Source organism: Alteribacter populi (genome assembly GCF_002352765.1).
In the GTDB taxonomy this organism is placed as follows: domain Bacteria; phylum Bacillota; class Bacilli; order Bacillales; family Salisediminibacteriaceae; genus Alteribacter; species Alteribacter populi.
Map to the genome: position 1 here is coordinate 2,968,769 of NZ_KZ293963.1, position 14,254 is coordinate 2,983,022.

Below are 14,254 nucleotides of genomic sequence, written 5' to 3' on the forward strand. Positions count from 1 at the left end.
GAATACTTGTCTAGTGACGATAGCGGAGAGGTCACACCCGTTCCCATGCCGAACACGGAAGTTAAGCTCTCCAGCGCCGATGGTAGTTGGGGGCTCTCCCCCTGTGAGAGTAGGACGTCGCTGGGCAATGAAGGTAACACTCGCTTTAGGGCGAGTGTTTTTTTGCGTTTTGGTGAAAAAAGCCCCCAAAAAAAGGACACTACTGGCTCCATAGCCAGTAGTTCTGGGATTGAAAAGAGAATAGCACTTCCTCCTACCTATGCAGGATTATAGTAAAGTGATAATACATTAACGCGGGATCTTTCTTCAATTTCATTTCCCCAAGATAAGAGGATGAGTATAATAGAAAGAGAAAGAGATAAAAAAGGGGTTGTTAGTGGATGGAAAAAAAAGAGCTAGAAACACGTCTCATTCACGGTGATTATGATCGTGAAAAGCATTATGGAAGTTTAACACCGCCAATGTACCAGACGTCAACTTTTACATTTGACTCAGCAGAGCAAGGGGAAGCTCGTTTTGCCGGTGATGAAAGCGGTTACATTTATTCGAGGTTAGGGAACCCTACAGTGGATATGTTAGAAAAAAAGATTGCAGACCTTGAGGACGGAGAGGCTGGACTGGCTTTTGCTTCGGGAATGGCTGCGGTTTCATCGGTCCTATTAGCGTTACTCAAAACGAAGGAACATGTTCTTGTATCAGAAGGTGTTTATGGGTGTACTTATGGTTTTTTACAACTTATTGAAGATCGATATGGTGTGGAACATCATTTTATTTCTATGGATAGTGAAGAGGCAATTCAAGGACAGATACGTGACAATACGAAAGTTCTTTACGTAGAAACTCCGATTAATCCTACTATGAAACTCATTGATCTTGAAATGGTCATCCGTGTAGCAAAGAAAAATGGATTGAAGGTTGTTGTAGATAATACGTTTTGCTCTCCTTACTTACAACAACCGTTAAACCTTGGCGCTGATGTGGTTATTCATAGTGCAACGAAATATATTGGTGGCCATGGCGATGTTATTGCAGGCCTTGCTGTAGGAAAAGAGGAATTTATCCAGGAAGTTAGAGGAACGACATTAAAAGACATCGGTGGTGTTATGGCTCCATTTGATGCTTGGCTGCTAATAAGAGGATTGAAGACACTTTCTGTAAGAATGGATCGTCACTGTGAAAATGCAGCAAAGCTTTATGAGAAAATAAAAACACATCCAAAAGTAAAAAGAGTCGTATATCCTGGAGACCCTGATTTTGTTCAATATGATTTAGCGAATAAACAAATGCGTCAACCTGGAGGGCTGATTACATTTGAAGTAGAGGGTGGAAAAGTTGAAGCTCAAAAGCTGTTGAATCAATTAAACATGATTCAAGTAGCGGTAAGTCTTGGAGATGCGGAAACGTTAATTCAGCATCCTGCTACGATGACTCATGCAGTGATTCCAGAGGAGAAAAGATTGGGGATGGGAATCACGGATTCGATGTTAAGGTTATCTGTTGGTTTGGAAAGTGTAGAAGATATTTGGAATGACTTGTCTCAAGCCTTAAATCAAGAAAAATACAATGTAGAAAAGACGTTAGCAACTGAAACAAAGTGAATTTAAAGCATACGCACTCGCGAGTGCGTGTGTGCAAAAGGTAAGGTAGTAAAGGGTGAACAGCTACCTTCACGCCGCGCGTCTCAAAGAAAAAGCATCCTTGAGACTTAAAAACATGCGAGTTAACGCTGTATGGATTTAGTATTAAGTAAAGTGAGTTCTTACTACAGTGGAGACTATTTATTATTTTACAATAAAGTTTCGAATGATCTTGGTCGTTAATTAGCGCAAGTAGGTTTTTTAATGTTACCCTAACTACTGATTGCCAGTGACTAAGGCTCTTATACTTTTGCTAGGAGGTTTTTTCACAATTCAGTGTAGTTTCTATATGCGTTGAACTACTAGGCCTCCCCCTCTATTTTAGTAAGTCTTCGATTAGTGCGGGGAGTTTCTTTTTTGTTACCGTCAAAAAGTGTTCAATGTATGGGTAATCATTTGATGAGAATGAATGCAGTAGTTCACACCACCATTCCGTTTCGTAGCGGCAAATCATACTTAAATTATAAAGGGTTAAATAGTGACAAAACAGCTCGGGAAGTGGTAGATAATTATCTCTTTCGCTTGGTAAATACCATTGATTAACCTCGCTTTTTATCAACATGTATGGATGTTTTTTTAAAGGTTCTGGATTAGGCAGATGGATATAAGCGTCATTTTCTTCAATTCCTGCATGATCGATTCCAAAGGATTGCAGCCAGACGTTGAAACGGGGTATCTCCATGTCTAAGCTAGTTAGAATATCAGAAGGAATCAGTGCTGCATCGGTATTTAAAGTAATTGGCGTTAATGGGTACTCTCCTTCAATGTGTTGAATAAGAGAAGCCATTTCAGGCAGTCTCCTTATTACATTGCTAAGTTTATATTTTTCACCAGTGAGTTGTTTCACATGAAACATTTGCTCTGAAAAATAAGGGAAAAGACCTTCCTTTTGAACTTTTACTTCATCTTTTAAAAACGAATAATCCTGCTTTTTTCGTTTGCGGGTTGTTACCCCGTGAGCTAACACTTGTGTTGTGCTAGGGTAAGAAGGATCTACTGTAAGAAGACAGGCTTTCATCCACTGTACACAGCCGTAAAACAGCAATACAGGCTGAGTTGCTAGGGAAGCTTTATGGGCTTGCTCTACATATTGTCTACCCATTTCTATATAATATAAAAAGGAATAGCCGTTTTGATAAGCTAAGGATTTGGCATCTGAAGAATATCGGCGTGCATATTTTTGTTCTAAATATTTTTTAACATAGTCAATGGATTGAAATGGAAGTAAAAAGGGGTGACTTGTCAAGATCATTACCTCCTTTGATAAAAACGCTTGGTTTAGGGGATAGATATTCCTTTGTAAGTTCTGGAACCCATTAAAAAATCTTGACAGTAGTGTACCCACTTGTTACGCTACTAATAATATTTTGGGAAAATATTAAGGAGGAGTAAGTCCATGTGGGAGGAAAAGTTTTCTAAAGAAGGGTTAACTTTTGATGACGTATTGTTAATGCCTGCACGTTCTGAAGTTTTGCCTAGGGACGTTTCTGTAAAGACAAAGCTAACAGATCAACTGGAATTGAATATTCCAATCATTAGTGCTGGAATGGATACAGTCACAGAGGCTAAATTGGCGATTGCCATGGCTCGTGCCGGTGGGTTAGGCATTATTCATAAAAACATGTCTATCGAAGAACAAGCAGAGGAAGTAGATCGCGTAAAGCGTTCTGAAAGCGGAGTAATTACTAATCCGTTTTTCCTGTCGGCAGATCACCAAGTGTTTGATGCAGAACACTTAATGTCGAAATATCGTATTTCAGGAGTGCCGATTGCAGATGAAGATGAGAAACTTGTTGGTATTTTAACGAATAGAGATCTTCGTTTTATCGATGACTATTCGATTCGAATTAAAGAGGTGATGACGAAGGATGACCTCGTTACAGCACCTGTAGGTACGACACTGGATGAAGCCCAAAAAATCCTTCAAAAGTATAAAATTGAAAAACTCCCTCTAATCGATGATCAAGGGACTTTAAAAGGTCTCATCACGATTAAAGATATTGAAAAAGCGATTGAATTCCCGCATTCTGCAAAAGATTCATTAGGCCGACTAGTTGTAGGAGCGGCAGTTGGTGTAGGGGGCGACTCTGAAACCCGGACTGAAGCTCTTGTCGAGGCAGGGATTGATGTACTTGTAATTGATACCGCTCACGGTCATTCAAAGGGAGTACTAGATAAAGTTTCTGAAGTCCGCGAAAAATACCCTGATCTTGATATTGTGGCAGGAAATGTAGCGACAGCAGAAGCGACTCGCGATTTGATCGAAGCGGGTGCAAATATTGTTAAAGTTGGTATTGGACCTGGTTCCATTTGCACGACACGTGTAGTGGCAGGTATCGGCGTACCACAGATTACAGCTGTGTATGATTGTGCGACCGAGGCAAAAAAACACGGAGCGACAATCATTGCAGACGGTGGAATTAAATACTCAGGAGATATCGTTAAAGCTCTTGCTGCGGGTGGACATGCTGTTATGCTTGGTAGCTTATTGGCTGGAGTTTCAGAGAGCCCAGGAGAACGAGAAATATTCCAAGGCCGTCAGTTTAAAGTATACCGTGGTATGGGTTCATTAGGCGCGATGGAAAAAGGAAGTAAAGACCGTTATTTCCAAGAAGGAGAACAGAAGCTTGTTCCTGAGGGAATTGAAGGAAGAATCCCTTACAAAGGGCCGTTAAATGATACCATTCATCAGTTAATTGGAGGTATCAATGCAGGCATGGGTTACTGTGGAACACCTTCTATCATCGATCTTCATGAAAATAGCCGTTTTATCCGAATCACAAATGCCGGACTAAAGGAAAGCCATCCGCATGATGTGCAGATTACGAAGGAAGCACCAAATTACTCGTTATAAAGAAGTGTTAGTGAATAGGTATTTAGACATAGATAGATAGGGGACTCCCCTATCTATTTTTTTTATAACACTTGTGGTAAAATGACGTTTGTTGTTGTTAAAAAGTTTTGTTATATAAATAGATTTGCTTCAAGGAGAGGGAGAGAGAATGGGAAAGATTAAATCAACTGTATTGATGATGATGACATTGTTGCTCGTCTTTTCGAGTGTATTTTCATACGGAGGAAACGTTGAAGCTAGTTTTGATGCAAGTGTAGATACGGCTTTGTTAGTCGATGCGGAAACGGGGAAGATCTTGTATCAAAGTAATATTGATCAACCTTTACCACCGGCCAGTATGACAAAAATGATGAGTGAATATTTAATTTTGGAAGCAGTAAATAACGGAGAAATTTCCTGGGAACAAGAAGTACCGATCAGCGATTATAATGCTCAGTTATCCCATGATCGTTCATTGTCTAATGTGCCATTAAGACAAGATGAGACTTATACTGTAAAAGAACTTTATGAGACAGTAGCGATTTATTCGGCAAATGCAGCTACGATGGCGCTCGCTGAATTAATTGCTGGCTCTGAAGGAAATTTCGTTAAGAAAATGAACGAAAAAGGTAAAGAGCTCGGTCTTGGAGAGACGTTGAGAGAAGCGGGCGAAGAATTTGGCATGGACAACCTTGAAGAGATTGCTAATGCTGACGAAGGTGATTTTCAATTTGTAAATTCAACAGGTTTACCTAATCGCTTACTTGAGGGGAATCATCCTGAAGGAACCAATGGTGATGAAGATAACTATATGTCTGCTCGTGCTACAGGGACATTAGCGTTCCATTTAATTAATGACTTCCCTGAAGTTTTGGACACAGCAAGTATTTCTGAGAAAAAGTTCAAGGAAGGCTCAGAAGATGAGATTAACATGCAAAATTGGAACTGGATGATTCCAGGGACAATGTATGGTGACCTTGATTTCGAAGCTATGGATGGATTAAAAACAGGATTCACAAACGCTGCAGGGTATACCTTTACAGGTACAGGTGAGCAGAATGGACAACGTTTTGTCAGTGTCGTTATGAAGGCTGATTCTGAACCCCATCGTTTTGAAGAAACTCAACGGTTAATGGAATACGGTTTTAATCAGTTTTCAGAGGTGGAACTCTTTCCAGAAGGAATGACGATTGAAGATAATGAGACATTTCCAGTAACAAAAGGAAAAGAAGATGAAGTCTCCATCTCTACTGAAGAAGCGGTTTCTATGTTAGTTCTAAATGGCGAAGAAGAGGGCTACGGGTATGAAGTGGCCTGGGATGAATCGTTATTTGATGACAAAGGTAAATTGATTGCGCCGGTAGAAGAAGGGCAAGTTGTAGGCACAATGACAGTTATTTCGGAGGATGGAAACTCTACCTACCTCCAAGATGATGGCTCCGATCAATCGCAAATTAATATTGTGACAGACCAAGCTGTTGAAAAAGCTGGCTGGTTCACACTTATGTTTAGAAGTATTGGTAGTTTCTTTGCAAGTGTTTGGACATCAGTAGCAGATACAGTTAGCGGTTGGTTTTAGACGAAAAACGTGAGGGGGAGAGACCCTCACGTTTTTTTGAAAGGCTCTTTTATTGCTATTATTAAATTGTTGGATGAACTTCATAATTCATGTCTATTTTACGATAAGAGAGTCTTTTAGTTCTTACAAAGTTGGCCGTAATCTGCGAGACTCCTGCGGAAAAACGGACCAGCCGAGACCCCGCAGGGCGCTTTTCCCGAGGAGGCTTGACGGTTCGTCCGCGGAAAGCGAGCAGATGCAGGCCAACGGAGCTACATAAAGTTACGCATTTTACAATAAGTAATAATCAAAAAGAACGGAGAAAATATTATTTTGAAGTTGTGTGCTTTTTTAAACAAATGAATTATGAAAGTAAGTAAACTAAAGTAACGAAAAGTGGAGAACTCGCTAATTTTTGCCGAAATATTTGTGAATAAGACAATAAAGCGATGCTCTCCCCAACTATTTCTAATTCTTTTCCATCGATATTGTACCCGGTTTTCCGTTATAATAGATAAGGATAAGCAGAATCCGAATAATGAGACTTTATGGATATGAGAAGGGGGATCATTCACGATGAAACAAACAGGAACAGATCGAGTAAAGCGTGGAATGGCGGAAATGCAAAAGGGCGGCGTCATTATGGATGTTGTCAATGCAGAACAAGCTAAAATTGCAGAGGAAGCAGGGGCTGTTGCGGTTATGGCCTTAGAGCGTGTCCCAGCAGATATCCGTGCAGCTGGTGGCGTTGCGCGTATGGCAGACCCTACAATTGTAGAGGAAGTAACAAATGCTGTCAGTATTCCGGTAATGGCAAAGGCGCGAATCGGGCATATTGTAGAAGCACGCGTATTGGAAGCCCTTGGTGTAGACTACATTGATGAGAGTGAAGTACTAACTCCTGCAGATGAAGTTTACCACTTAAATAAACGTGATTACACTGTACCATTTGTTTGTGGTGCGAGAGATTTAGGAGAAGCCTCCCGTCGTATTGGTGAAGGGGCGTCCATGATCCGTACAAAAGGTGAGCCAGGCACAGGAAACATCGTTGAAGCGGTTCGCCATATGCGAATGATGCAGTCTCAAATTAAACAAGTCATCGGTATGTCTGAAGATGAACTAATGACGGAAGCGAAAAACTTAGGTGCACCTTATGATGTACTTTTAGAGATCAAACGTACAGGTAAGTTTCCAGTTGTAAACTTCGCTGCAGGCGGTGTTGCTACACCAGCAGATGCTGCACTTATGATGCAGCTTGGTGCAGATGGTGTATTTGTAGGATCCGGAATCTTTAAGTCAGACAACCCTGAGCGTTTTGCACGAGCGATTGTGGAAGCGACTACTCACTATGAAGATTACAAACTCATTGCTGAGCTTTCAAAAGGATTAGGTTCTGCTATGAAGGGCATTGAAATTTCAACATTAGAGCAAGCAGACCGTATGCAGGAGCGCGGCTGGTAATTCCAGTCACTTCTAAATAAAGGAGCGGCATCATGATTAACATTGGAATTTTAGCACTGCAAGGGGCCGTTCGCGAGCATGCAAAGGCACTTGAAGCTGCGGATGTAAATGTGATTGTTGTTAAACGAACAGAACAATTAGCAGAGCTTGACGGGCTTGTTTTCCCAGGTGGAGAAAGCACGACAATGCGGCGGCTTATTGATAAGTACGGCTTTTATGAATCGTTAAAGCAGTTCGCTGAGCAGGGGAAACCGATGTTTGGTACCTGTGCAGGAGCGATTTTAATGGCTACTGAAATTAAAGGCCAACAAACACCTCATTTAGCGGTAATGGACATGACAGTTGAGCGCAATGCATTTGGCCGTCAGCGGGAAAGTTTTGAAGCACCTTTAAAGGTAAAAGGAATTGGAGAGGATGTTCACGGCGTATTTATCCGTGCTCCGATTATCGAGCAAACGGGTCCTTCCGTAGAGGTTTTGGCTGAATATGATGGCGAGGTCGTTGCTGCAAAACAAGACAATTTTCTTGCATGTTCATATCACCCGGAATTAACTGACGATCATCGTATGCATCAGTTTTTTGCAGAAATGATTCGAAAAAATGCTGTGCCTGCTTGATTAAATTCTCGCTTATCGGTTATGATAGGAATACAATTATGAAAATTACTATTAATAGTAAAGACAATGAAGGGAACTAGTAACGTCTTTTGTTTTGTTCAGAGAGTCGGTGTATGCTGTGAACCGATGAAAACAATGCGTGAATCCATCCCTGAGTCAGACAGCTGAACGTTTAGTAAGCTGTTTCGGTTTCGTCGACCGTTAATGATGATGAGTGGAAAAGATGCAGCAATAGCTGAACTTCTTTTCAACAAGGGTGGCAACGCGGGCTTTTACTCTCGTCCCTATTTCAGGGGACGGGAGTTTTTTGTATTTAAATAGAGGCTGCTGTATAAGTAGCATACGCCTGCGTTCATATGGAAATTGATATGTTCAGGATACTATACCTGAACGAAAAAGGAGGAGTAGGGCATGTTAGACGTAAAATTGTTAAGAAAAGACTTCGAAAACATTAAAGTAAAACTTGCTGCTCGAAATGAAGACATTAGTGATTTAGACCGTTTTGGTGATTTGGATGTGAGCAGGAGAGAACTCATTCAGGAGTCAGAAGAACTAAAGAATAGAAGAAATACTGTCTCTCAAGAAGTCTCTCAACTTAAGCGTGAAAAGAAAGATGCAGATCACCTAATTAAAGAAATGAAAGAAGTATCAACGAAGATTAAAGAATTAGATGAAAAACTCCGAACTGTAGACGAAGAGCTTGATCAACTACTATTGACAATTCCGAACATTCCCCACGAAAGTGTGCCGATCGGTTCTGACGAAGATGAAAATCAAGAAGCACGTAAATGGGGAGAGCTTCCGGAGTTTTCTTTCGAGCCAAAAGCTCATTGGGATATTGCTACAAATCTAAATATTTTAGATTTCGAACGAGCTTCAAAAGTAACAGGAAGCCGCTTTGTGTTTTACAAAGGGGTAGGGGCTAGGTTAGAAAGAGCGCTCATTAACTTTATGATGGACTTGCATGAAGATGAACACGGATATGAAGAGGTGATGCCTCCTTATATGGTTAACCGTGAAAGCATGACAGGAACAGGTCAGCTACCGAAATTTGAAGAAGACGCATTTAAAATTCAAGAAGAAGATTATTTTCTTATTCCAACAGCAGAAGTCCCTATTACGAATATGCATCGTGATGAAATTCTTGAGGCGGATCAGCTTCCGGTTTCTTATACAGCCTATAGTGCATGCTTCCGATCTGAAGCAGGTTCTGCAGGGCGAGATACGAGAGGACTTATTCGTCAGCACCAATTTAATAAGGTGGAGCTTGTTCGTTTTGTTAAACCAGAAGAATCTTATGAACAGCTGGAATTGCTCACCTCTCACGCAGAAAAAGTATTGCAATTACTTAAGCTTCCGTACCGCGTTATGAATATGTGCACGGGTGATTTAGGCTTCACAGCTGCCAAGAAGTACGACATTGAAGTGTGGATTCCAAGCTATGAAACGTATCGTGAAATCTCTTCTTGCAGTAATTTTGAGTCTTTCCAGGCAAGAAGAGCGAACATTCGCTATCGTCCAGAAACAAAAGGTAAGACCGATTATGTTCATACGCTGAACGGCTCTGGCTTAGCCATTGGCCGAACAGTCGCAGCCATTTTAGAAAACTATCAGCAAGAGGATGGTAGTGTCGTCGTTCCTGAAGCACTCCGTCCTTATATGGCAGGAAAAGAAGTAATAAAATAACCTAATATGAAAGCTCCCTTTAAACGACCATAAAGGGAGCTTTCTTAATTTAAAAACTGCTGGAATTTTAATCTTAATAATAGGAAGTAGGTATTAAGGTAGAGGCAGACGAAGGAAATAAAAAACTAAGTTTTAAATAATAATATAAATACACACAGCTGTATAAGCATACCTCTATTTTCTACGAATACGTTGATGATTATAAATATACCCATAGATACATATCATAAATATCCCAAATATTTAGGAATCCTAAATATCTAAATATAATCAATTTTTAGAAAACTCTGTACTTACTATTTTAACTGTGTTACATTATTGTCATTAAATAGATATATGTGTGATACATAAAATGGAACATTTGAATGGTATGTAAAAACATATTCTCAAATGTGAATAAATTTTCATATTTGATAGATTTATTACTTCAATAAAAAAAGACTCGATTGATGGGGAATTATGGGGTGATTGTATGCAAAGAAGTGAACATTTATTAGAAGTTTCAGGGTTAAAAACGCACTTCTTTATGGAGGGAGCCAAAGTAGCAAAGGCAGTAGACGGGGTCAACTTTCATATCGACAGGGGAGAAACCCTTGCATTGGTTGGTGAATCGGGTAGCGGCAAAAGTATTACTTCCTTATCTGTGATGAGACTGATTCCTGACCCACCTGGGAAAATTGTCGAAGGATCAATCAAGTTAGACGGAAAAGAATTACTTAACCTTTCGGATGGGGAAATGAGAAAAGTAAGGGGAAATGATATCGGTATGATATTTCAAGAGCCGATGACTTCCTTAAATCCCGTTTTCACAATTGGAAACCAGATTGCAGAAACTTTGATGAAGCATAAAAAAATGACCAAAAAACATGCATATAAAAAAGCCGTTGAATTGTTAAAAGTTGTAGGTTTTGCCAGGGCTGAAGACATTATTCATGAGTACCCTCATCAGCTCTCCGGTGGCATGCGTCAGCGTGCAATGATTGCCATTGCTATGTCTTGTGACCCTAAACTATTGATAGCTGACGAGCCAACAACAGCTTTGGATGTCACTATTCAAGCACAAATCTTAGATTTAATGGTTGATATGAAAGAAAAGTTCGATTCATCTATTCTCCTTATTACTCACGACCTGGGAGTTGTTGCGGAAGTAGCTGACCGTGTGATGGTTATGTATGGGGGACAAATCGTTGAAGAAGCGAAAGCAGAAGAGCTATTCAAGGATCCAAAACACCCGTATACCGTTGGATTGATGGGAAGTATTCCGAATATGGACTCGGAAGTTGAACGACTTGATTCGATTCCAGGTACAGTACCGCCAGCCCATAGATTTCCACAAGGTTGTCGATTTGCTCCTCGCTGCAAACATGTGATGGATCAATGCTATGAAGCAAATCCAGACCTATTAGAGATTAATTCGAAACATAAAGTGCGCTGTTATCTCTATGAGCAAGCGGGAGGAGAAGGAGGACATGACAATGGAAATGCAGAGAGAGAAACTATTAGAAGTTCAAAACCTTAAAAAATACTTTCCTGTTAAAGGCGGTGTACTTCAACGGACTGTTGGACATGTAAAAGCGGTTGATGATGTGAGTATTGATGTATTTAAAGGTGAAACCTTAGGAATCGTTGGAGAGTCAGGCTCCGGAAAATCAACGTTAGGGCGAACAATCCTTCGTCTTTTAGACCCTACAGACGGAAAGGTCATGTTTGATGGAGAAGATATCTCAGACATCAATCAACGAAAAATGCGAAAGTATCGGCGTGATATGCAAATGGTTTTCCAGGATCCGTTTGCCTCTCTAAACCCTAGAATGAGTGTAGGGGAGATTATTGAGGAACCGATGGTTGTGCAAAGGTCAATGGGGCGTAAAGAGAGGAAAGATAAAGTCGTTGATTTGTTAAAGAAAGTCGGCCTCAGTCCTGAAGCAAGGGAAAAATACCCTCACGAATTTTCAGGTGGACAACGTCAGCGTATTGGAATTGCCCGAGCCCTTAGTATGAACCCGAAATTCGTCATCGGGGATGAGCCAGTTTCTGCTTTAGATGTTTCGGTTCAATCTCAAGTGCTGAACCTTATGGAGGACCTTCAGGACGAATTTGACCTTACTTACCTCTTTATTGCTCATGATTTGAGTGTGGTTAAACATATTTCTGATCGAGTGGGGGTTATGTATTTAGGACGGATGGCTGAAATTGGACCGAAAAAACTCATTTATAATAATCCCCTTCATCCTTATACAAAAGCATTATTATCGTCGGTACCAGTACCAGACATTGAGAAAAGACGTGAGAAAATAAAGCTTAAAGGCGAGTTACCAAGTCCATCTAATCCACCAACTGGGTGTGCGTTCCATACTCGTTGTCCTGAAGCTCATGAAAGATGTAAAGTTGAACGACCTGAACTGGTCCATCAACATGATGGTCAGTTTGTAGCCTGTCACTTGTACAATTAAAAGTGCGAGCTTTTTAAATCAACTTGAAGGAGGTGAGGCAAGGGAGAGGAACAGATTCTACGTTTTCAATTTTTGTAATATTCAAAAATTAAAAGGGGGTAGTAATATTCATGAAGTTTAGTAAATTTTGGCTTACATTGATTCTTGCCTTATCGATGGTTTTTGTATTGGCTGCTTGTGGAGACGATGAAGAAGCTTCTGGTGAAACAGAAGAAGATGAAGAAGTAGAGACAGATGAAGAAGACGACGGCGATTCAGAAGCTGACGAGGGAGATAGTGAAGAAGGAGAGGGAGAAGGTACGGTTGAGCCGCAATCAGGCGGAACAATTGAAGCCGGTATGTATTCTGCGCCGGGTCACCAATTTAACCCAATTTTCTATTCCGATGCCTACGAGGCGAATATTTTAGAGTTCACCCATGAACGACTTGTACGACTAGATGAAAACTTAGATTATGAACCTAGCCTTGCGCATGATTGGGAGATTAACGATGACTATACAACAATCACATATTTTTTAGAAGAAGGTGTCAAATGGCATGATGGTGAAGATCTAACGGCAGATGATGTTTACTTCACATATTCTTCTATTGCCGATCCTGATTACGTAGCTGCAGGTGGTGTACGTACCAACTATGTAAATAAATTAAAAGGATATGAAGCGTATAGCAGTGGCGAAACAGACACGCTTGAAGGTGTGGAAGTCATAGACGACCATACAGTAGCTTTCCATTACGATGAATCAAATATTAAAATTTTATTCGATACTAGCTTTTATATCATTCCTGCACATCCATTTGAGGGAATGGCTGTAGCTGATATCCCAGACGCAGATCCTTCTCGTCTTGGGGGAGAAGTTATTGGTAGCGGACCTTATCAATTAACAGAATTCATTGAAGGTGAGCAATATGCTCTTACAGCTTTTGAAGATTATTGGGGAGGTACGCCACACTTAGACGGTATTACATGGCGTGTCATTCAACAATCGATTATGCCTGGTTTACTTGAAAGCGGCGAACTAGATATGATCGCAGAGCCAAATGGTGTACCAGCAGCCGACTTTGATCGTGTAGATGGTCTTGACAATGTGACAACTTACATGACTCAAGACTTTGGTTATCAGTATCTCGGTATTAAACATCACCACCGCACAAGTGATGACGTAGAAGGTGGTGTCATTAACCCTGATAACTGGGTTGAAAATCCAAAAGTTGCTGATGTTCGCGTACGTCAAGCGATTGCAAGTGCGATTAACAGACAAGGGATTGTAGACGGGTTACTTCATGGTATGGGAGCTGTCATGGAAGCACCGTTCCCAGAGGCATCTTGGGCTTACGATGCTGATGCGGTAAATGAGTATCCGCACGACCCGGATCGAGCAAATGAACTTCTTGATGAAGCAGGATATGAAGATGTAACAGGAGATGGCTTCCGTGAAGATCCAGACGGAAACGAATGGACGCTAAACCTTGATTATCCTACAGGGAATGAAGTGAGGGAACGTGCTGCGCCAATCATTGCGGATGAGCTTGGTGCTGTGGGAATCCGCATAGACTTACGTAACCCTCGTGAAGCGAATGCCCACTTTGATATGGTAGAGGATGATAACACAGATTGGGATCTATATCTTGCTGGCTGGAGCTTGGCTACTGGAGATCCAGACCCGGCTGCGATCTGGCAAACAGATATGGCATATAACTATCTGCGTTGGAACGATGAAACAAGCAATGAATTACTAGAAAAAGCAATTACACCACCAGATGCATTCGAGCAAGAATACCGCTCTGAAGTGTACGCTGAGTGGGCAAATCATGTATCAGAACAGGTGCCAATGGTATTCTTATTCTCTGCTGATAACATTTATGCTTACAATTCTGATTTGAAAAACGTAAAAGAATTACCGGCAACAATCTACCAAGATTCTCACTTATGGTATTTAGAACAATAAAGATAGAAGCGTCGAGGTAAAGAAGTGGGAGTGTGCGACCCCGGTCGCACACTTGCTTTTTAC

Annotated in this window: 10 protein-coding genes, 1 rRNA gene and 1 other annotated feature; of the genes, 10 read left to right on the top strand and 1 reads right to left on the bottom strand. The window is 40.9% G+C overall.

Features of this window, described 5'->3' with window-relative positions; all coding sequences use genetic code 11:
* Positions 1 to 9: 9 nt before the first annotated feature.
* Both rrf and megL read left to right on the top strand, forming a co-directional pair.
* Positions 10 to 126: ribosomal RNA gene (gene rrf, locus CDZ94_RS13985) — 5S ribosomal RNA — on the top strand.
* Positions 127 to 380: 254 nt separating this feature from the next.
* Positions 381 to 1,598 carry a methionine gamma-lyase gene (megL, locus tag CDZ94_RS13990; protein ID WP_096438055.1) on the top strand — a complete coding sequence of 406 codons (1,218 nt, stop codon included), beginning with the start codon at positions 381 to 383 and terminating at the stop codon, positions 1,596 to 1,598.
* 355 nt (positions 1,599 to 1,953) lie between these two features.
* On the opposite strand, the gene CDZ94_RS13995 is transcribed toward megL, so the two are convergent.
* Positions 1,954 to 2,883 carry a YaaC family protein gene (locus CDZ94_RS13995; RefSeq protein WP_157911762.1) on the bottom strand — a complete coding sequence of 310 codons (930 nt, stop codon included), beginning with the start codon at positions 2,881 to 2,883 and terminating at the stop codon, positions 1,954 to 1,956.
* A gap of 150 nt (positions 2,884 to 3,033) precedes the next feature.
* Here CDZ94_RS13995 and guaB point away from each other — a divergent pair, with 150 nt between their 5' ends.
* The 8 genes from guaB to CDZ94_RS14035 all read left to right on the top strand — a co-directional run bounded on the left by guaB (position 3,034) and on the right by CDZ94_RS14035 (position 14,191).
* The gene (gene guaB, locus CDZ94_RS14000) at positions 3,034 to 4,491 is read left to right on the top strand and encodes an IMP dehydrogenase (RefSeq protein ID WP_096438059.1); all 1,458 of its coding nucleotides are present in this window, start codon (positions 3,034 to 3,036) and stop codon (positions 4,489 to 4,491) included.
* 148 nt (positions 4,492 to 4,639) lie between these two features.
* Complete coding sequence (locus tag CDZ94_RS14005; protein WP_096438061.1) at positions 4,640 to 6,049, top strand: D-alanyl-D-alanine carboxypeptidase family protein; 1,410 nt, start codon at positions 4,640 to 4,642, stop codon at positions 6,047 to 6,049.
* 555 nt (positions 6,050 to 6,604) lie between these two features.
* On the top strand, positions 6,605 to 7,489 hold the full coding sequence (gene pdxS / locus CDZ94_RS14010) for a pyridoxal 5'-phosphate synthase lyase subunit PdxS (protein ID WP_096438063.1): 885 nt from the start codon (positions 6,605 to 6,607) through the stop codon (positions 7,487 to 7,489).
* 32 nt (positions 7,490 to 7,521) lie between these two features.
* Complete coding sequence (pdxT, locus tag CDZ94_RS14015) at positions 7,522 to 8,106, top strand: pyridoxal 5'-phosphate synthase glutaminase subunit PdxT (RefSeq protein WP_096438065.1); 585 nt, start codon at positions 7,522 to 7,524, stop codon at positions 8,104 to 8,106.
* Between the two features lie 57 nt (positions 8,107 to 8,163).
* Positions 8,164 to 8,395: a binding site (T-box leader), on the top strand.
* A 122-nt stretch (positions 8,396 to 8,517) separates the two neighbouring features.
* On the top strand, positions 8,518 to 9,792 hold the full coding sequence (serS, locus tag CDZ94_RS14020) for a serine--tRNA ligase (RefSeq protein WP_096438067.1): 1,275 nt from the start codon (positions 8,518 to 8,520) through the stop codon (positions 9,790 to 9,792).
* 472 nt (positions 9,793 to 10,264) lie between these two features.
* Positions 10,265 to 11,311, top strand: coding sequence for an ABC transporter ATP-binding protein (locus tag CDZ94_RS14025; protein ID WP_096438069.1), 1,047 nt, complete (start codon positions 10,265 to 10,267; stop codon positions 11,309 to 11,311).
* Positions 11,268 to 12,245: an ABC transporter ATP-binding protein gene (locus CDZ94_RS14030; protein WP_280951856.1), complete on the top strand. Its 978-nt coding sequence runs from the start codon at positions 11,268 to 11,270 to the stop codon at positions 12,243 to 12,245. The genes CDZ94_RS14025 and CDZ94_RS14030 overlap by 44 nt, the downstream gene beginning before the upstream one ends.
* A gap of 110 nt (positions 12,246 to 12,355) precedes the next feature.
* Complete coding sequence (locus CDZ94_RS14035; protein ID WP_096438073.1) at positions 12,356 to 14,191, top strand: ABC transporter substrate-binding protein; 1,836 nt, start codon at positions 12,356 to 12,358, stop codon at positions 14,189 to 14,191.
* Positions 14,192 to 14,254 lie beyond the last annotated feature (63 nt).

Coding starts and splice junctions, on each gene's coding strand:
- CDZ94_RS14035 (WP_096438073.1), top strand. CDS start 12,356: ATGAAGTTTAGTAAATTTTGGCTTACATTGATTCTTGCCTTATCGATG.
- pdxS (WP_096438063.1), top strand. CDS start 6,605: ATGAAACAAACAGGAACAGATCGAGTAAAGCGTGGAATGGCGGAAATG.
- serS (WP_096438067.1), top strand. CDS start 8,518: ATGTTAGACGTAAAATTGTTAAGAAAAGACTTCGAAAACATTAAAGTA.
- CDZ94_RS14030 (WP_280951856.1), top strand. CDS start 11,268: ATGGAAATGCAGAGAGAGAAACTATTAGAAGTTCAAAACCTTAAAAAA.
- CDZ94_RS14005 (WP_096438061.1), top strand. CDS start 4,640: ATGGGAAAGATTAAATCAACTGTATTGATGATGATGACATTGTTGCTC.
- guaB (WP_096438059.1), top strand. CDS start 3,034: ATGTGGGAGGAAAAGTTTTCTAAAGAAGGGTTAACTTTTGATGACGTA.
- pdxT (WP_096438065.1), top strand. CDS start 7,522: ATGATTAACATTGGAATTTTAGCACTGCAAGGGGCCGTTCGCGAGCAT.
- megL (WP_096438055.1), top strand. CDS start 381: ATGGAAAAAAAAGAGCTAGAAACACGTCTCATTCACGGTGATTATGAT.
- CDZ94_RS14025 (WP_096438069.1), top strand. CDS start 10,265: ATGCAAAGAAGTGAACATTTATTAGAAGTTTCAGGGTTAAAAACGCAC.